Annotated in this window: 15 protein-coding genes; 7 read left to right on the top strand and 8 right to left on the bottom strand. The window is 64.7% G+C overall.

Translation table 11 applies throughout. The annotated features are described in order from the left end of the window. Nucleotides 1-90 precede the first annotated feature (90 nt). The 7 genes from EWH10_RS00775 to EWH10_RS00745 all read left to right on the top strand — a co-directional run bounded on the left by EWH10_RS00775 (nt 91) and on the right by EWH10_RS00745 (nt 9,547). Nucleotides 91-936, top strand: a complete 846-nt coding sequence (locus tag EWH10_RS00775) for an ImuA family protein (RefSeq protein WP_044662637.1) — start codon at nt 91-93, stop codon at nt 934-936. Continuing rightward, on the top strand, nt 833-2,422 hold the full coding sequence (locus tag EWH10_RS00770) for a Y-family DNA polymerase (protein WP_044662636.1): 1,590 nt from the start codon (nt 833-835) through the stop codon (nt 2,420-2,422). The genes EWH10_RS00775 and EWH10_RS00770 overlap by 104 nt, the downstream gene beginning before the upstream one ends. Then, nucleotides 2,419-6,000 carry an error-prone DNA polymerase gene (locus tag EWH10_RS00765; protein ID WP_065847387.1) on the top strand — a complete coding sequence of 1,194 codons (3,582 nt, stop codon included), beginning with the start codon at nt 2,419-2,421 and terminating at the stop codon, nt 5,998-6,000. Before EWH10_RS00770 ends, EWH10_RS00765 begins: the two co-directional genes overlap by 4 nt. Before the next feature lie 288 nt (nt 6,001-6,288). After that, nucleotides 6,289-7,545 (top strand): pilus assembly protein TadG-related protein, encoded by a 1,257-nt coding sequence (locus tag EWH10_RS00760; protein ID WP_044662634.1) that lies wholly within the window; start codon nt 6,289-6,291, stop codon nt 7,543-7,545. After that, nucleotides 7,542-8,015: a TadE/TadG family type IV pilus assembly protein gene (locus EWH10_RS00755; protein WP_044662633.1), complete on the top strand. Its 474-nt coding sequence runs from the start codon at nt 7,542-7,544 to the stop codon at nt 8,013-8,015. The genes EWH10_RS00760 and EWH10_RS00755 overlap by 4 nt, the downstream gene beginning before the upstream one ends. Further along, on the top strand, nt 8,012-8,392 hold the full coding sequence (locus EWH10_RS00750; protein WP_044662632.1) for a TadE/TadG family type IV pilus assembly protein: 381 nt from the start codon (nt 8,012-8,014) through the stop codon (nt 8,390-8,392). The genes EWH10_RS00755 and EWH10_RS00750 overlap by 4 nt, the downstream gene beginning before the upstream one ends. 114 nt (nt 8,393-8,506) lie before the next feature. Beyond that, nucleotides 8,507-9,547, top strand: coding sequence for a rod shape-determining protein (locus EWH10_RS00745; protein WP_025551712.1), 1,041 nt, complete (start codon nt 8,507-8,509; stop codon nt 9,545-9,547). A gap of 235 nt (nt 9,548-9,782) precedes the next feature. Here the strand turns inward: EWH10_RS00745 and EWH10_RS00740 are convergent, their stop codons facing one another. From EWH10_RS00740 to alr, 8 genes are all read right to left on the bottom strand, one after another. After that, nucleotides 9,783-10,790 carry a class 1 fructose-bisphosphatase gene (locus EWH10_RS00740; RefSeq protein WP_044662631.1) on the bottom strand — a complete coding sequence of 336 codons (1,008 nt, stop codon included), beginning with the start codon at nt 10,788-10,790 and terminating at the stop codon, nt 9,783-9,785. A gap of 134 nt (nt 10,791-10,924) precedes the next feature. Continuing rightward, on the bottom strand, nt 10,925-11,764 hold the full coding sequence (locus EWH10_RS00735; protein WP_083199187.1) for a shikimate 5-dehydrogenase: 840 nt from the start codon (nt 11,762-11,764) through the stop codon (nt 10,925-10,927). A 104-nt stretch (nt 11,765-11,868) separates the two neighbouring features. Beyond that, on the bottom strand, nt 11,869-13,215 hold the full coding sequence (locus tag EWH10_RS00730) for a PepSY-associated TM helix domain-containing protein (protein ID WP_044662629.1): 1,347 nt from the start codon (nt 13,213-13,215) through the stop codon (nt 11,869-11,871). Then, the gene (locus tag EWH10_RS00725) at nt 13,212-13,790 is read right to left on the bottom strand and encodes a hypothetical protein (protein ID WP_137710348.1); all 579 of its coding nucleotides are present in this window, start codon (nt 13,788-13,790) and stop codon (nt 13,212-13,214) included. The genes EWH10_RS00730 and EWH10_RS00725 overlap by 4 nt, the downstream gene beginning before the upstream one ends. 8 nt (nt 13,791-13,798) lie before the next feature. Further along, complete coding sequence (locus EWH10_RS00720) at nt 13,799-15,898, bottom strand: TonB-dependent siderophore receptor (RefSeq protein WP_044662628.1); 2,100 nt, start codon at nt 15,896-15,898, stop codon at nt 13,799-13,801. 170 nt (nt 15,899-16,068) lie between these two features. Beyond that, nucleotides 16,069-16,419: a RidA family protein gene (locus tag EWH10_RS00715; protein ID WP_025550234.1), complete on the bottom strand. Its 351-nt coding sequence runs from the start codon at nt 16,417-16,419 to the stop codon at nt 16,069-16,071. 20 nt (nt 16,420-16,439) lie between these two features. Then, on the bottom strand, nt 16,440-17,693 hold the full coding sequence (locus tag EWH10_RS00710) for a D-amino acid dehydrogenase (protein ID WP_044662627.1): 1,254 nt from the start codon (nt 17,691-17,693) through the stop codon (nt 16,440-16,442). Further along, a complete protein-coding gene (gene alr, locus EWH10_RS00705) occupies nt 17,690-18,832 on the bottom strand; it encodes an alanine racemase (protein WP_044662626.1) in 1,143 nt (380 codons plus the stop codon). The genes EWH10_RS00710 and alr overlap by 4 nt, the downstream gene beginning before the upstream one ends. Between the last annotated feature and the right edge of the window lie 78 nt (nt 18,833-18,910).

Raw genomic sequence — 18,910 nt, 5'->3', positions numbered from 1 at the left:
GCGTCGCCAGCGCCTTTTCCGGCTCGGGCCTTCACGGTCGATTGACAGCGCCTGTCATTGCGGCGAAAAGAACAAACAGGGAACGAATATATGGCTGAGTCGGTGAAGACCCTCGCCGCCCTCAGGCGGCATATCGCATCGCTGGAGGGCGTTCCAGCCTCCCAGCCCCATGCGCGGGTGGAAACCGGCTATGCGCCGCTCGACCTGGCGCTGGACGGCGGTCTGGCGCGGGGTCGGGTGCATGAATTCTTCGCCGCGACAGAGGAAGGGGGGGCGGGGGCTGGGCTGGCCCTGATCCTCGCGCGGCTGGCGGCGGGGGAGGCGCCCCTGCTCTGGCTGCGCACGATGGCGGCGGGCCGGGCGGGGGGCATGCCCTATGGCCCCGGACTGGCCGCATTGGGCATCGATCCCGCCCGGTTGCTGATCGGCGCGATGGCCGATGACGCCATGCTGCTGCGAGCGGCGGTCGACGCGCTGCGATGCCCCGCTTTGGGCGCACTTGTGGTGGAATTGCGCGGGCCGGCGCCCTTGCTCGACCTGACAGCCAGCCGGCGGCTGGCGCTGGCGGCGGAGTCGTCCGGCGTCACGGCTTTCCTGTTGCGGGTGGGCGGCGATCCGGTGCCTAGCGCGGCGGACACGCGCTGGCGCGTTGCGGCGGCGCCCTCTCTGCCCTTGCCGGGAAACGGGCCGGGCAGAAGCGCCTTCGACCTTGGCCTGTTGCGACGGCGGGCGGGACGGGACGGGCTCGGCTGGCGGCTGGTCTGGGACAATGGCCGGGGCATGTTTGAAGGAAGTGGAGGTGGGCGCGATGAACGCCATGGCCTTGGACAGGATGGCAGCGGACGGGAGGGCGGAGGACGCGATGGGCAAGCGCCGCTATCTGGCGCTGTGGTTTCCGTTCCTGCCGATCGACCGGCTTCGGATCGCGCGGCCTGATCTCTGGGCGCAGGGCGAAGGTCCCGCAGCCGTCGTCGAACAGGTGCGCGGCGCGATGCGGCTGGCCACGCTCGACGCCGACGCTCTCGCGCTGGGCCTGACGCCGGGCATGACGCTGGCCGATGCGCGTGCGCGGGAACCGGACCTGCGCGTGTTCGATGCCGATCCCCATGGCGATCAGGACTGGCTGGAGCGGCTCTGCGACGGTTGTTCCCGCTACACGCCGGTTGCGGCGCTGGATTCACCCTTCGGTCTGATGCTCGACATTACCGGCTGCGCGCATCTCTGGGGCGGGGAGGAGATGCTGGCGCGCGAGGCGGCCGAACGGCTGGAGCGTCATGGCATGCGGGTGCGCCATGCCCTTGCCGGAACGGCGGAGGGTGCGCATGCGCTGTGCCGTTTTCCGGTGGGCGCGGCGGCGGACGAGGATGCGGCGCTGCGCCGCCTGCCGGTCGAGGCGTTGCGGCTGGAGGATGAAAGCGCGGTGGCGTTGCGCCGCTCGGGACTGCGGACCGTGGGCGATCTGGCGGCGCGGCCGGCGGCGGTCCTGGCGTCGCGCTTCGGTGAGGCGGCGGTGGACGCGCTGCACGCTTTGCTGGGATTGGGGAGGCGGCCTCTTGCACCCCGGCGGTCGCGTCCCGCGATCCGGATCGAGCGGCGTTTTGCCGAGCCGATGGGCAGCACCGCCTTTGCCCTCCGGACGCTGGAGGAGATGGCGGCCGAGGTGGGGGAGCGGCTCAGCGAACGCGGGCAAGGCGGTCGACGGTTCGAGGCGCTGTTCTTCCGCAGCGACGGCCTTGCCTTTCCCTTGCGGGTGGAAACCAGCCTGCCGGTGCGGGACGCGCCCGCTATCATGCGGCTGGTGCAGGAACGGATCGATGCGCTGTCCGATCCGCTCGATCCCGGTTTCGGCTTCGACATGCTGCGCCTCACCGTGCCGCAGGCGGAGCCGATGGCGCCGACGCAACTGGCGCTGGAAGGGGGAGAGGCGCGTCGCGAGGAAAGCGTCGCGGCTCTGGTCGACCGGCTGTCGATCCGGGCAGGCCGGGCTCGCATCCAGCGGCTTCACCCGAAGGACAGCCATATCCCCGAACAGGCCCAGCTTGCCCTGCCCGCCGTGGAAAGCCGCGCCCCCATGAACTGGCCGCAAGAGGGGCAGGAGGGGGAGCCGCCCATGCGCCCGCTGCATCTGTTCGATCCGCCGCAGCCGATCGACGTGGTGGCCGAGGTGCCCGATGGTCCGCCCCATCGCTTCCGCTGGCGCAAGGCATTGCATGAAGTGACGCGCTATGAAGGCCCCGAACGCATCGCGCCCGAATGGTGGACGGCCAGGGACGGCGCGCTGGAGGGCGAGAGCGTGGGGCTGACCCGCGACTATTACCGGGTCGAGGATGCGCGCGGGCGGCGCTACTGGATATTCCGCAACGGGCTTTACGGCGCCGAAGCGGAACATCCCGGCTGGTACATCCATGGCCTGTTCGCATGAAGCGCCACGCCAAGGGTCCAGACCCGTCCAGGCCCAAATCCATCGACCGGCGTGAACTGAATGCGCTGGAGGCTGCGCGGGAAAAGGGGCGGCGCGGGTCGCACGGCGAATCTCCGCCGATCGGGCCGGCAGAGGCGCCTCCCTTTGCCGAGTTGGTGGCGGCGACCAATTTCTCCTTCCTGCGCGGCGCATCCCATCCGCAGGACATGGTGACGCGCGCCATCGCCCTGGGGCTTGTGGGGCTGGGCATAGCCGACCGCAATAGCGTCGCCGGGGTGGTCCGCGCCCATGTCGCGCGCAAGCGCTGGCCCGAACGGATGCGCGCCGCTTTGCTGGAGGCGCGCAAGGAAGCGGGGCAGCCGCTGGAACTCAGCGAAGAGGAGGAGCGCGCCTGCCGGACCGACCTGCGGCTGGTCGTCGGCGCAAGGCTGGTCTTCGTGGATGGAACGCCGGACATCGTCGCCTATCCCGCGACGCGGCGGGGTTGGGGCGAACTCACCAAATTGCTGACCGTCGGCAATCTCCGTTCGGTGAAGGGCGACTGTATCCTGCGCTATGAGGATCTGACCGCCTATCTGGACGATCTGCTGCTGATCGTGATGCCTGGCTCCACCGCCACCCAACAGACCGCGCATCGCAAGCCGGTGGACTATGATTATGACGACCGGCCCCCGAAGGAAGCGATCAGGCAGGGCCATCTCAGTCTTGTGCCGCCGCCGGCTCCGTCCGATCTGAAGGGATTGCTGGCGCGCTTGTCGCGTCTTGCGCCGCGCCGGGTCTGGCTGGCGGCGGCATTGGGGCGGGATGGGCGGGATGCGCGGCGGCTGGCGCAGTTCAAGGCCTTGTCCGTGGCGGCGGGCGTGCCTTTGCTGGCGACCATGGACGCGCTCTACGCCAGTCCGGCGCAGCGTCCCCTGCAGGATGTGCTGAGCTGCATTCGCGAAGGCACCGGCATCGCCAGGGCAGGGCGCCTGCTGGAGGCGAATGCGGAAAGGCATATCCATGACCCTGCCGAAATCGCCCATTTGTTCCGCGATTGCCCGGAGGCAGTGGCGGAAAGCGGACATTTGCTGAGCCGGGTGCATTTCACGCTCGACCAGCTTGCCTATGAATATCCCCATGAACCGGTGCCGGAAGGATGGACGGCGCAGCAATGGCTGGAGGAACTGACCTGGTCCGCCGCCCATGCCCGCTATGGCGCGCGTCTTCCCCTGAAGGCCCGCGAGACACTGGAAAAAGAATTCGAACTGATCGCCAAGCGCAACTATGCCTATTATTTCCTGACCGTGCATGACATCGTCGCCTTTGCCCGGACCAAGGGCATCCTTTGCCAGGGACGCGGATCGGCGGCGAACAGCATGGTCTGCTTCCTGTTGGGCGTGACATCCATCGATCCGCTCAAGCACGACCTGCTCTTTTCCCGCTTCGTATCCGAAGATCGCAACGAACCGCCCGACATCGACGTCGATTTCGAACATGAGCGGCGCGAGGAGGTGATGCAATATATCTACGAACGCTATGGCCGTCATCGCGCCGGGATCGCCGCGACCGTCATCCATTACCGTTCGCGCAGCGCCGTGCGGGAAGTGGCGAAGGCGCTGGGCCTTAGCGAGGATGTGTCGGCCCGCCTCTCCAGCACGGTGTGGGGCAGTTATTCGAGCGACATGAACGATGCGCGGATCGTGGAGGCGGGCTTCGCGCTCGACAATCCGCAGATCGCGCAGTTGAAGGCGATTGTCGACCAGTTGCTGTCAGAGCCCTTTCCGCGCCATCTTTCGCAGCATGTGGGGGGCTTTGTGCTGACGCAGAACCGGCTGGACGAGACGGTGCCGCTGCATCATGCGGCGATGGAGGATCGCAGCTTCATCGAATGGGACAAGGATGACATCGACGCGCTCGGCCTGATGAAGGTCGACGTGCTGGCGCTGGGGATGCTGAGCTGCATCCGCCGGGCGTTCGACCTGATGCGGGAACAGGGGCTGGGCGATCACCAGCTGACGGTCGATATGGAGGCGGCGGACGAAACCGTTTACGACATGCTGTGCAAGGGTGACAGCATCGGCGTTTTCCAGGTGGAAAGCCGGGCGCAGATCAACATGCTGCCCCGTCTGAAGCCACGCTCCATCTATGACCTGACCGTGCAGGTGGCGATCGTTCGTCCCGGGCCGATCGAGGGCAATATGGTCCATCCCTATCTGCGGCGGCGATGCGGGGATGAGAAGGTCGAATATCCCCGGCCGTCCCCCCATCATGGACCAGCCGATGAACTGGAGAAATTGCTGGGCGAGACTTATGGCGTGCCGCTGTTCCAGGAACAGGCGATGAAGCTTGCGATCACGGCGGCGGACTTCAAGCCGACGGAAGCGGATGCCCTGCGCCGCGCCATGGCGACCTTCCGCAATGTCGGCACGATCCATCATTTTCGCGAGAAGATGATCAGGGGCATGGTGAAGCGCGGCTATGAGGCGGAGTTTGCCGAACGCTGCTTCAAGCAGATCGAGGGTTTCGGCAGCTACGGTTTTCCCGAAAGCCATGCCCTGTCCTTCGCGCGGCTGGTCTATGTGTCGGCCTGGATCAAATGCCATCAGCCGGCGGTGTTCGCCTGCGCGCTCCTCAATTCGCAGCCCATGGGTTTCTACGCCCCGGCCCAGATCGTGCGCGATGCGCGGGAGCATGGCGTCACCGTGCATGATGTCGATGTGAATATGAGCGAGTGGGACAATGCGCTCGAACCGCTGCTGCGGTCGCGGGATGACGGTCGGGGCGAGGGGGCGGGGCGGGCCCTGGCGCTGCGCCTTGGACTGCGGCAGGTGGATGGTTTTCGCGAGGATTGGGCGAAGCAACTGGTCGCGGCGCGAAAGGAAGGGCTGTTTTCCACCATGGAGGATCTGGCGCGGCGGGCGGGATTGCCGGCGCGGGCCTTGCGGTTGCTGGCGGACGCCGATGCCTGCCGCTCGCTGGGGAAGGACCGGCGGGCTGCCCTGTGGGAAGCGCGACGGACGCCTTCGGATGAATTGCCGCTGTTCGCCGCCGCCAAGGCCCAGGAACTGGGGGAGGAGCCTGATGCGATGCTGCCTGCCATGGCTTTGTCCGAGCATGTCGAGGCCGATTATCTGGTGACGCGCCTGTCGCTCAAAGGGCATCCGATGCAATTCCTGCGCCCGGTCTTCGCGGCGGAGGGCGTGCTGAGCTGCAACCAGATTTCGGCGGCGAAGAACGGAGCCCTGGTGAAGACGGCCGGCGTGGTGCTGGTGCGGCAACGGCCGGGCAAGGGCAATGCGGTCTTCATCACTATCGAGGATGAGACGGGAATCACCAATATTCTTCTATGGGCGCGATTGTTCGAAATGCAGCGGCGTCCGGTCATGGCGTCGCGGCTGATGCTGGTCGAAGGGGAAGTGCAGCGCAGCAAGGAAGGCGTCGTCCACCTGATGGCTTCCCGCGTGCATGACAGGACCGCGGAATTGTCACGGCTTTCGCAAACGGATGTGCAGGAGTCTTCCCGCACGCGCCAGAGGCACGCTTCAGGACATCCGCGCAATGTGCGGATATTGCCGCAATCGCGGGATTTTCATTGAGACTGAAGGGTGGTTGAGCTTGTCGTCCCAGAGAGGAGGCAGGCAAGAAAATCTCAGTTATTTTCAAAAATATGTAGAAATATTTCATATTATAATATATTTATCGGGTATTATTTAGAATATAGATGCGAAAATAAATCAATTAATTTATCTCAATATTGATATAACTAAAGTTATATACTATTCAATATAACTAATTTATGTTAGAAAATCATATTTCATTAACCCATAATATTTAAAACCCCGACTGTGATCTGGAGCGATGCTCCACGCAGGAAGGGAATGGGAATGTTCGGCAGAGCGGTGGGGCGGTTGCTGCGGGACAGGACGGGCAATGTCCTGATGATGGCCGCAGCCTCCATGCCAGTACTGGTCGGCGCGGCGGGCCTGGCGACAGACACGGTGCAATGGACCCTCTGGAAACGACAGATCCAGCGCCAGGCGGACAGCGCCGCGCTGGCTGGAGCCTATGCGGTCGCGCAGGGTTTCAGCGCGTCGGACAGCGCGACATCGGACATCAACCGCATGTCATTGGTCAACCTGACGCAAACCCCGACGATCGAAAATGCGCCGACGACAGGTTCCTATGCCGGCAACAGCAAGGCGGTGCGCGTGGTGCTGCAAACCTCGGCGGAGTTGCCCTTTTCGAAGATATTGGGAGTGAAAGCGCCGGTCATCTATGGCGAAGCGACCGCAGCCGTGGTGGGCAGCGGCGACTATTGCGTCGTTGCGCTTGAAAAGACGAGTGCGGTCGGCATCACGCTCCAGGGCAATGCCACGGTCAATCTGGGCTGCGGCATCGCCACCAATTCGCGGGCATCCAACGCCGTCTATGCAGGCGGCAGCAGCACGGTGACGGCGACGCCGGTGGCGGCGGTGGGCGGGCTGACGTCCAGTTCCAACTATGTCTCGCCGACCACGCTGCTGCCCTACAGCATCCCGGTGCTAGACCCCTATGCATCGCTGCCAACGCCCACTGCGTCGGATTTGTCGGGCTGTGGGGGCAACGCCAATGTTCAACCCAATAACAGCAAATCCATCTCGCCAGGCTGCTATAAAAATTTCAACGTCAAGGGCACGCTCAACATGGCGCCAGGTGTATATTTTATCGACAGCACGACCTTCGACATCGGGTCGCAGGCAGTGGTCAACGGCACCGGCGTCACCATCATCCTGACCAGCAGTAACGCAGCCAATAACCCCAGTTCCATCGCCAACGTCAATATCAATGGCGGTGCGACGCTCAACCTGAAGGCGCCGACGGACCTCAGTGACCCTTATCATGGCGTCCTCTTCTATCAGGACCGGCGCGCGCTGGATTCGGGAACCAACACGATCAACGGCAATGCGAGTTCCGTCCTGCAAGGCGCTTTCTATTTTCCGGGCCAGGCGCTGTCCTTCAGCGGCACATCGGGCATGACCACCGACTGCGTGAAGATGGTGGGCAAGCGCGTCACTTTCATCGGGAACAGCAATATCGTCAATCAATGCAAAGATACGGGAGTCGATAAATTCACGGCCACGCTGGTGAAGCTGGTGGGATGATGAAGCGGCTTCTCTCCGACCGATACGGCAACAGCACCGTCGAACTGGCGATCATCATGCCGGTCCTGGTCCTGCTGACCTGCATGGCGGGGGATGTCGCCATGGCGTTCAAGGCGAAGATCGGGCTCCAGCGCGCGGCGGAGCGCACGGCGCAACTGGCGGCCGCGGGCGGCTACACCAACGACACCACAGACACTTCGAAGGCCTATAATAATCTGGCGGCAGACGCCGCTGCAGCAGCCGGCGTTCCGACCGGCAACGTCACCGTCACGCCCACGCTGCTCTGCGACGCAACCGTGCAGACCGCCAGCCCGGAGGTTCCTTGCCCCGACGGCCAGCAGACGAAGCGCTATGTCGCGATCAGCATTTCAGGAACCTATACGCCGATGTTCGCGAAACTTGCCCCCGGCAGCAGATGGTCGTCCCAGGGCATCGCGCTCACCGGCTCGGCCTCGGTGCGCCTGCAATGACGCGCTTGATACGCGACCAGCGCGGCGCCGCGGCGATCGAATTCGTCCTCGCCGTGCCGCCTTTCATCATGCTGCTGATGGGCGCGCTGCAACTCGGCATCATCGCCTGCGCGCGCACCGGCCTGCAACATGCGGTCGACGAAGGCGCGCGCTATGCCAGCATCTTTCCCAAGCCCACCGACGCTGAGATCATCGCCAAGGTGAAGAGCCGTGAATTCGGCCTCGACCCGACCTACACCAACGATCCGACGGTCGTGCAGGGCACGCAATATGGCGTTTCCTACAGGGAAATCACCATGACCTATTCCCGGCCATTGAATTTCATCCTTTACCAGACCCCGGCCATATCGATCAGCTATACCCGGCGAGCCTATTAACGCCTCAACTGGCCCCGGATACCGGACGGGCTGTCGCACCCTGCTTCTGCTTGGAGAGGGGGCTGTGCAGGGGATGCCATCCCGCTTCCCCTGCACAGATTGTCCGCCATTCGCATGAAACTGCCGCGCTTCTTTTCCTCTTCCGCCTGCGACATGGCCATCGACCTCGGCACCGTCAACACGGTCATCTATGTGCGCGACCGGGGTATCGTCCTCAACGAACCCTCCGTCATCGCGATCGAGACGCGCGACGGCATCCGCAAGGTCAAGGTGGTCGGCAACGAAGCCAAGCTGATGATGGGCAAGACGCCGGCCGGCATCCAGGCGATCCGGCCGCTGCGCGACGGCGTGATCGCGGACATCGACGTGGCCGAGCAGATGATCAAGCATTTCATCGACAAGGCGCTGAACGGCGCCAACCGCTTCGGCCGCCGCCATGAAGTGGTGATCTGCGTACCGACAGGTTCCACCATGGTTGAACGCCGCGCTCTGCGCGACGCCGCCTCCAACGCGGGGGCCTATCGGGTCCAGCTGATCGAGGAACCCATGGCTGCCGCGATCGGCGCCGACCTGCCCGTCACCGAGCCGCGCGGGGCGATGGTGGTCGACATTGGCGGCGGGACGACGGAGGTCGCCGTCCTGTCCCTGCGGGGCATCGCCTATAGCAGCTCGGCACGGGTCGGTGGCGACAGGCTGGACGATGCCATCGCTTCCCACATTCGCCGCACGCATAATCTGATGATCGGTGAAGCGACGTCCGAACGTGTGAAATGCGAACTGGGCGCCGCGACCTCACCCGATGGCGAAGGCCGCCGGATGACGGTGAAGGGCCGGGATCTGGTGAACGGCCGCCCCGCCGAAATGTCGATCAGCGAGGCGGAAATCGCGGATGCCCTGTCCGAACCGGTCGGCCAGATCAAGATGGCGGTGATGACCGCGCTGGAACAGACCGCGCCGGAACTGTCCGCCGACATCATCGAGGAAGGGATCACCCTGACCGGCGGCGGTGCGCTGCTCCGGCGTCTGGACGAAGCGTTGTCCGACGCGACGGGGCTGCCCGTCACGGTCGCGGACAAGCCGCTGATCTGCGTGGCCATGGGCGCTGGCCGGGCGCTGGAAGACCGCGCCTATGACGGTGTGCTGACGGTTTCCTGACATCCGCCTGCCGTAAGTGACGGCGGGAATGGGGTGGAATCAGGACATTCCCCCTCCCGCAGGCGGGAGGGGGCTAGGGGGTGGGCTGGCGCGGCATCTGCGCTGTTTTGCAACGGCTAAGTCAGAAGCTCGCTACGCTCGCGCCCACCCCTAACCCCTCCCGTTTACGGGAGGGGAATGTCTTGGATTGGCCAAAACAGGACATTCCTCAAGGCCGCGCCTGTGCGTCGGGATTCTATTCCTCGCGCCCATAGGCGACCACGGTTTCCACCTCGGCCTTGTCGCCCAGCACGACGCCGACGCGCTGGTGCAGTCCGGTCGCCTTGACGTCCATGATCCGCTGATAGCCGTTGCTGGCCGCGCCGCCCGCCTGCTCGACTAGGAAGGACATGGGGTTCGCCTCATACATCAGCCGCAGCCGGGCCTTGTCGGCGTAGCGGTGATCGGCGGGATAGAGGAAGATGCCGCCCCGTTTCAGGATGCGATGCACATCCGCCACCATCGAAGCGGTCCAGCGCATGTTGTAATCCTTGCCCAGCGGCCCTTCGGTGCCCTGGATGCGTTCCTCTATGTAGCGTGCGATGCCGGGCGACCATTGCCGCCGACGCGCCATGTTGATGGCGAATTCGGCATTGCCCTGCGGCATCCGCATCGGTCCATCCGTCATCCGCCAGGAGCCGATTTCCCGGTCCAACGTGAATTCATAGACGCCGGTTCCGATGGTCAGCACCAGCAGCGTCTGCGGTCCGTAGATCGCATAGCCCGCCGCCACCTGCTGCGTGCCCGGCTGAAGGAAATCCTGTTCCGTCACCTCACGGCCCGAACATTCCTCCGGCGCCTTCAGCACGGAGAAGATGGTGCCCACGCTCAGGTCGACATCGATATTGCTGGACCCGTCGATCGGATCGAACAGCAGCAGATATTCGCCCTTGGGGTAGCGATTGGGGATGCGATGGATCGTTTCCATCTCCTCCGAAGCCATGGCGGCCAGATGTCCGCCCCATTCATTGGCGTCCAGCAGCAGTTCGTTGGCGATGACGTCCAGCTTCTTCTGGACCTCGCCCTGCACATTCTCGCTACCCAGGCTGCCCAGCACTTCGCCCAGCGCACCCTTGGACACGCTGTGGCTGATCGTCTTGCAGGTGCGCGCAACGGTTTCGATCAGCAGGCGCAATTGCGGCGGGATGGCATTGGCCTCGCGCTGCTGCTCGATCAGGAAGCGGGTGAGGGTGACGGACTGCATAGGCGGTTTACTCGCTCAAGAGAATATGGCGCGCCGAACGCACGCCATGCATGGAACCAGGGAATGCCGTAGCGGCCATACAGGCGTCGGAAAAGCGCCAATTCGTGACGCCCCTGTGACGAAGGACGACCCGTTCACGCTTCGAGACTGGCCGCGACCTCTGGCCCATGCGCGAATAGCGTGGCATCCCGCACCTGTTCCGGCGTCGGCCGGATGCCGGTATAGAGCGCGAATTGCTCGACGGCCTGCAGCACAATGACCTCCCCGCCGGAGATGATCGCTTTCCCCGCCGCCCGTGCGGCGCGGACGAACGGCGTCTCCACCGGCTGTGCCACGACGTCGAAGGCGATGTCGCAGGCGGCGATGAAGTCGGCCGGAAAGGCCAGCGCCTCGCTATCCGGCCCCTCCATTCCAAGGGGAGTCACATTGACGAGCAGGGGCGCGCCCGTATCGGGCAGGGCCGGCTGCCATGCATAGCCATATTGTTCCGCCAGCGCCCGGCCCGCCGCCTCATTGCGGGCGACGATGGTGCCCTTGTCGAAGCCCGCGTCCCGCAGCGCCGCCGCAACGGCCTTCGCCATGCCACCGCTGCCGCGCAGCAGAAAGGGCTGGGGGCTTGCGATCCGCCGCTCCAGAAGGTCGCGGACCGCCACGAAATCCGTATTGTAGCCGGTGAGGACGCCCACGTCATTGACGATGGTGTTCACGCTGTCGATGATCCGCGCCGATTCCTCCAGCCGGTCGACAAGCGGGATCACGGCTTCCTTGAAGGGCATGGAGATGGCGCATCCCCGGATGCGCAATGCCCTGATGCCGCCGATGGCCGCGGGCAGGTCCGTCGTGCTGAAAGACTTGTAAACATAGTCCAGTCCCAGCAGTTCGTAGAGCCGGTTGTGCAGGCGCGATCCCGCATTGCCGGGCCGTCCGGACAGGGACATGCACAAGCGGGTATCCCGCCCAATGGGTGGTTTCATAAGCTGATGGTCTCCTCGCGCATGGCCTAGACAGCCACCGGCATGGGATCAATGACGAGAGCGACCATCCATGCCCTTTGTCCGCCGGATCGGCGCAGGAGCGCTTATCCTCCCAGCACCGCCGGCACCAGCGCCGCGACGCAGATGCCCAGGCTCCATTGCAGGGCGCGCCGCACGCGGTACCGCTCCGGCAAGGCGGTGCTCAGGACCACCAGCACCGCCAGCGAAAGCCAGAAGATCGTCTTGAACGGCGCCGCATTGCCGATCCACAGCCGTGCCAGCAGCGTCAGGGCCAGGGCCAGTCCCGAACCCCAGACGATCGCGTTCCACCCGTTGCGCAAGCGCGGTTGCCGGTAGCCGCGCCGCTCCCGCTTGCCGAGCCAGATCGAAGTGCCCGTCGCGATCACCACGCAAAGCGCTCCACCCAGCAGCAGATAGGCGATCTTCACCGGCAGTCCGCCATAATTGCCGAAATGCAGATTATAGGCCGACGCCGCCACCTGCTGTCCCGTCGCGCCGTCCGCCAGGCCGACCGTCCCCAGAAAGCGCCCGGCCTGATCGAAATTATAGGTTTCGCCATAGACCAGCCGTCGCTGCGGCAGGGCAAGCACCTGTAGCTGCTGCCCCGCGGTTCCCGGTTCGTGCATGAAGACGTAGATCGGACGCACCTCCGGAAAGCGGGCGGTCATCGTCTGCAACGCGGCGGCCACGTCCGCCAACGGGGCGGGCTTGGCATTCGGCTTGCCCTCAGCGCCGAAGATCGGCGCATAGGCCGCCTCCATATCGCCCTTGTAGAAGCCTTGCGCCAGTCCATAGACGTTGATCGATCCCAGGCCGATCATCGCGCCGGTCAGAGCGATCGCCAGCGCGAAAGGCAGGGTCCACACTCCCAGCCTGTTATGCCAGTCCGCCAACCCGAGGCCACCCCGGTCCCGCGCCCGCAGGCGGAAGGCATCGCGGAAGATGCGGGGATGGGCGATCAGGCCGGTCAATGACAGGGCGATGGTCATCACCCCCAGCCCGCCTACGATCGTCAGGCCGACCATGCCGGGAATGTTCAGCGTATAGTGCAGGTTCAGCAGGAATTCGGACCATCCGTTCAACTCCTTCGCGACGACCCGTCCCTGATCGTCGACATGCACCGCCTGATGGTCGGTGGTGACGGTCGTGCGCGGCAGCGCGTCGGTCGGCAGATGGACGTAGAGATGCTCGGTCGCTTTCCGGTCCTTCTCGCTTGCCAGCACGGAAGCCACGGCGCGTTGCACCGCATCGGGCGCGATCCGCTGCATTTCCGGAGCATCGGGCCGCTCGGCGCGTTGCCATTCCTCGTAGAACACCGTCACCGTGCCGGTCAGGCAGACGATATAGAGCAATGCGCTTGCCAGCAGGCCGATGGCGGCATGGGCGGACAGGCCCCGTTGGACCAGCGTTTTGGACAGGCCAAGGTTCATGGCCGGGCCATCCACAGCATGGCCAGACCCAGCAGGGCAGGGGCCGCCAGCAGTCCCACTTGCCGCCGCCGTTGCGGCCAGAGCAGGATCAGCATGGCCAGCACCGCCCAGAGCAGCGGCATCAGGAACAGCATCAGCACATTGCCGTCCGCCTCATGCGCGCCCAGCGCTCCGGCCGCGCCCCGCGCCGCCAGTCCCAGGATCAGCGCCACCAGCATCGCACCCGGCACGCTGAGCAGAAAACTGACCATCCGCCCGCCGATGCGCAACGGCTCCTGTCCTTCCGGCAGCATATGGGCGCGGCGGTTGGAGGCGCCGGTCTTGCCGGGCGGCGCGGTCGCGGCGGCAAGGGCCAGGCAGGAGAAGGCCATTGCCAGTGCGGCCAGCGTCACCATGGCAACGCCCCAGGCGCCGGCTCCCGCCATTCCCATCGCCAGGGCAAAGGCGAGCAGCCCCCAGGCAGCAGCGTTGAGCGGAGCCGATCGTAGCGCCTTGCCCCATGAGAAGCGCAGCAGGCACACCGCCGCCGCCGCCAAAAGCGCGCTGGTCCAGAGCAGAAGGGAAGGCTGGTTCACCATCATCCTCAATAATCGAAGCGCAAGGTGCCCATCACGCTGCGGGGGGCCGCGTAAAAGGCCTGCCCCCACATCAGGCTGCCCAGATATTTGCTGTCGGTCACATTGCGCACATTGATGCTGGCGGTCAGCCTGTCGATGGGCTTGATGCTGGCCATCAGGTCCAACACCGCATAATCCTTCTGCCGGATGTCGCGGCCGACCGTGCTGTCGAGGGTGCTGATGTCGCTCTGCCACCGGAACTGTGCGCCCAGCTTCAGGTCGCGCCACTCGGGAATATGATAGGTGCTGGCAAGCTTCAGCGACTGACGCGGCAGGTAGGTGCGGGCGCGGTTCCCGGCCTGATCCTCGATCCTGAGGCCCGTATAGCCGCCGCTTACCGACCAGTGGTCCGTCACGCGGCCGGTCAGCTCAATCTCGAAACCCTTGGCCGTGGTGTCGACGCCCGCATAATAGACGTCGCCCACCTGCCCCGGATCGCCCGCGCCGAACACGCCGGCCTGCTCCGCGAGGTTCTTCTGCTTCGCGCGGAAGAGTGAGGCGCTGGCATAGAGCCGCTTGTCGAACCATTCGCTCTTGATGCCGCCCTCCATGCTGCTGCCCTTGGCAGGATCGAGCCGGCGGTTGGTGATGTCGACCTTGTCCTGCGGATTGAAGATGTCGGTGTAGCTGGCATAGAAGCTGATGTTGGACGTGGCGTCGAACACCAGGCCCAGATAGGGGCTGACCGCGCTGTTCTTGCGATACTGGTCCGTGCCGTAGGATGCGCCGGTGGTCTTGAGCCAGAAGGCGCTGGCGCCGACGACCGCCTTCAGCCTGTCGGCCAGATTGGCGTGCAGCGCGCCATAGGCCCGCGTCAGCCGGTCCGTCACCTCTTCCTCCAGGCTTTCCTGCGTGAAGTCGGGTTCGATCAGCGTGGTGCGGTTGAACGCCCATTGGGCAACAGCCGGGTAGGCGACGGCAGCCAGCCCGCTTTGCTCATATTCGCGGCCGTCGGTCCTGCCGGTGGAGAGGCCGAAGGCGAGTTGATGCTCGCGCCCGAACAGCGTCACTGGGCCGGAAGCGTAGAAATCGCCCAGATACTGGTCGGAGGGGGAGCGATATTTGCCCGCCATCCCCGTCACGCCGACGCCCGTCGCCGCATCGGGATAGCCATAGGCGTAAAGCAGTTCCGCCCCCGAACTGCGATGATTATAGGTGAAGCGGCCGCGGGCGTTCCAGCCATTGCCGAAAACATAGGCCAGTTCCGCCCATGCGCTTTCGTCGCTGACGTTCCAATAGGTCCAGTCGGCTGAAGTGCTGGCCGAATGCGGATAGGCGATCCGATCGCCATTATCGTCGAGCAGCGGCAGCGCGCCCCACAACACGCCGTCCGCGTCATTGTCCTGCCGGGTATAGCCGGCCGACGCCCTTAATTGCGGCGTGATCTCCCAATCCAGGATCGCGCCATAGACGTTGCGGTCGACATGATTGTAGCGGAGGTGGCTGTCCCTGTCTTCATGGGCGAAGATCAGCCGTGCCGACAGCGTGCCCGACTCATTCAACGGGCCCGAAATATCGGCTTCCACGCGGCGGTTGTCCCAGCTTCCCAGCATGGCGGAAAGGGAGGCCTGCAATTCCCTGGTCGGCTTCTTGCGGACATAGTTGATCGTGGCGGACGGATTGCCGACCCCGGTCATGATTGCATTGGCGCCGCGAACCGCCTCGACATTCTCGAACAGGATGGTGTCGAGGTCCCCGAACTGGATGCCCCAGCGCAAGGGCAGGCCGATGCCGTCGACCTGGAAATTGGTGATGTCGAACCCCCGCGAATTATAATAGGTCCGGTCGGTCTCCACCCGCTCCACATTGATGCCGACCATCTGGGTCAGCAGGTCGTTCACATTGGTCAGCGCGAAATCCTGGATCCGTTCGCGGTCGACGACGGTGATCGACTGGGGCGTTTCGCGCAGCGTCAGGGCAAGGCCGGTGGCCGATGCGTTCTCATCCGTGACCGTGCCCGTGACGACGATATTGTCTGCCTCCGCCAGCACGTCGGCCTGGGCGGGCGACGCCCAGCAAGCGGCAAGGACAGGGGTGAGCAGAACGGAACGGAAAGCGATGGACATGCGGACGGACCCTTTTTCTTGCCGGGCGCAACCGGCAGAAAGGGCCTTATTGCTCATAATAATGCAAGTCAATCGCAATAAATATATGAATATAAGTCGTGCGTCTCTTTTTCAGACGACGCTTTGGGTGGAATGCCGTGCCTTGCTGCACGGCATTCCACCCGCACGATTCACTTCGCCCTGGCGGCGGTCACGATGATCTCGACCTTGTAATCGGGGCTGGCGAGCTTCGCCTCGCCCGTGGCGCGGGCGGGTGCTTCGGCATCCGCGATCCACGCATCCCACACCGCGTTCATCTCGGCAAAGTCGTTCATGTCCGCCAGCCAGATCTGCGCCCTCAGCATATGGTTCCTGCTGCTGCCCGTGCGTTCCAGCAGGGCGTCGATCTCGGCCAGCACGGCCCGGGTCTGCGCCGTGACGCTCTCGCCGGGGGCGCCGATCTGCCCCGCCAGATAGATGGTGTCGCCATGAATGACGGCCTCGCTCATGCGCGGGCCGCGATCAATGCGGGTGATGGTCATGCGGAAAGGCTCCTTTTCGGTTATGAATAGCGGCTGATCGCAAGATCGGCGGTTTCGATCCGGGGCCTGCCCCCGCCGATGATGTCCGCGATCACATGCCCCGACCCACAGGCCATGGTCCACCCCAATGTGCCATGCCCGGTGTTGAGGAAGAGGTTCGGGACTTTCGTCGCCCCGATGACCGGCGTGCTGTCCGGCGTCATCGGCCGCAGCCCGGACCAGAAGCTGGCGCCGCCCAGATCGCCTGCGCCCGGAAAGAGCGAACCCACCGAATATTCCAGCGTATCACGCCGCGCCCTGGGCAGCCCTTTGGAATAGCCCGACAGTTCCGCCATGCCGCCCACACGAATACGGTCGCCCAGCCGCGTGATCGCAACCTTGTAGCTTTCGTCGAGCAGGGTCGACACCGGCGCCCTTGCCTCATCGACGATCGGAACGGTGATCGAATAGCCCTTCACCGGATAGACCGGCAGCCTGATCCCCAGCGGGGCCAGCAGCAGCGGGGAATAGCTGCCCGTCGCAACAAGATAGGCGTCGGCCACGACATGGCCCCTGTCGGTTTCGACATGGCTGACCTTTCCATTGTCGACGGCGATCCTTCCGATAGTCCGTCCGTTGAGGAAGGTCACGCCCTTCGCCTTCGCCATGTCGGCCAGCGCGTTGGTGAATTTGAAGCAGTCGCCGGTTTCGTCATTGGGAAGCCGCAGGCCCCCGGCCACAGGCGCGCCGCTGCCTGCCAGCCCCGGTTCCGCCGCGATGCAGCCTGCCGCATCCAGCACTTCGAAAGGCACTCCGTCCGCCTTCAGCACGGCGATGTCCTTCGCGATGCCGTCAAGCTGCTTCTGCTCGCGGAAAAGCTGCAAGGTGCCTCGCGACCGCTCGTCATAGGCGATGCCGGTTTCGCGCCGCAGGTCGATCAGCCGGTCACGGCTATATTCGGCCAGGCGCACCATCCGGCTCTTGTTGATGGCATAGGCGCGTTCGTTGCAATTGCCCAGCATCGCCACCATCCAGCGTAGCATGGCCATGTCCATCCGCGGCCGCAGGATCAGCGGGGCGTGCTTCATGAACAGCCAGCGCAGCGCCTTCATCGGTATCCCCGGCGCAGCCCAGGGGGAGGCATAGCCGGGCGAGATTTCTCCAGCGTTGGCGAAGCTGGTTTCCAGCGCCGGCCCGTCCTGCCGGTCGATCACCGTCACTTCATGCCCGGCCTGTGCCAGATACCAGGCGGATGTGACGCCGATGACGCCGCTGCCCAGAATGGCGACCCTCATATGGCGACTTTCATGGCGTGATGCTCCGCTTGTGCCGGATCGCGGCCACCCCGTACGGAGCGGTGATAGCGATGCCCGAGCTGTGTCAGTATTTCATAGGCGATGGTGCCGGCGTCGGCGGCGACCTGATCCACGGTCTGATGAGGCCCCAGAAGTTCCACCAGGGCGCCAGGATAGAGGAGCACATCGGGCACGTCGGTCACGTCCAGCGTGATGCTGTCCATCGAAACCCGTCCCGCTATCGGCGCGCGATGGCCGTCGATATAGGCGGAGCCGCCGTTGCTCAGGTGGCGAGGCCAGCCATCGGCATAGCCCAAGGCGATCGTCGCGATCTGCGTCGGCCGCTCGCAACGGTGGGTGAGGCCATAGCCGACGGCAGCGCCCGCCGGGATGTTCCGCAACTGGATGATCCGCGCGTCCAGCGAGACCACCGGCCGCATCTCCCGGCGCTCGCCCTGCGGCGCTCCGCCATACAGGGCGATCCCGGCGCGGACGATGTCGAAATGATCGGCGGGCAGGAAGCTTCCGCCGCTATTATCCAGCGAGCGCGGCACGCCGGGGAAATTCATGCTGAACGCATCGAATTTCCGGCGTTGCATCGCGTTGGAGGGGGCATCGGGATCGTCGGCGCAGGCGAGGTGGCTCATCAGCAGGCGAAGGTCCACGCCCTCCAATCTTTCCCGCTGGGCAAGCAGAATGGCGACCTCCTCGGGCGGAAGACCGAGCCTGGACATGCCGCTGTCCACCTGCAACGCAGCGGGCAGGGTCCGCTCCAGCGTGCGTGCCGTCCTGGCCCAGCGCCCAATCTGGTCGAGCGAGTTCAGGACCGGAATGGCGCCGATGGCTGCGCACTCGCCTTCCGCGCCTGGTTGCAGGCCGTTGAGGATGAACAGCGCCATTCCATCGCTCAGAATGGGTCGGAGCGCCATGGCTTCGCTGAGATGCGCGACGAAGAAGTGTCGGCACCCGGCGCCGATCAAGCTGCGCGCGACGAGGTTCGCGCCCAGGCCGTAACCGTCCGCCTTGACCACGCCGGCGACGGTGGCGGGGGCGACCTGCCGCTGAATCGTGCGGTAGTTTTCGACCAGTGCATCAAGGTCGATGCGAAGCACGGCTCCGGCGGTATCGATGGACTGCATATCTGCCCCCTTTTGCAGGGAGGGTAACGCGGCGTTCGGTGAAAATGCTCCCAAATGATCGCAGGATCGTCTAATGTG

This window comes from Sphingobium fuliginis (assembly GCF_004152845.1).
In the GTDB taxonomy this organism is placed as follows: Bacteria; Pseudomonadota; Alphaproteobacteria; order Sphingomonadales; family Sphingomonadaceae; genus Sphingobium; species Sphingobium fuliginis.
This window is presented reverse-complemented; position numbering and strand designations above follow the sequence as displayed.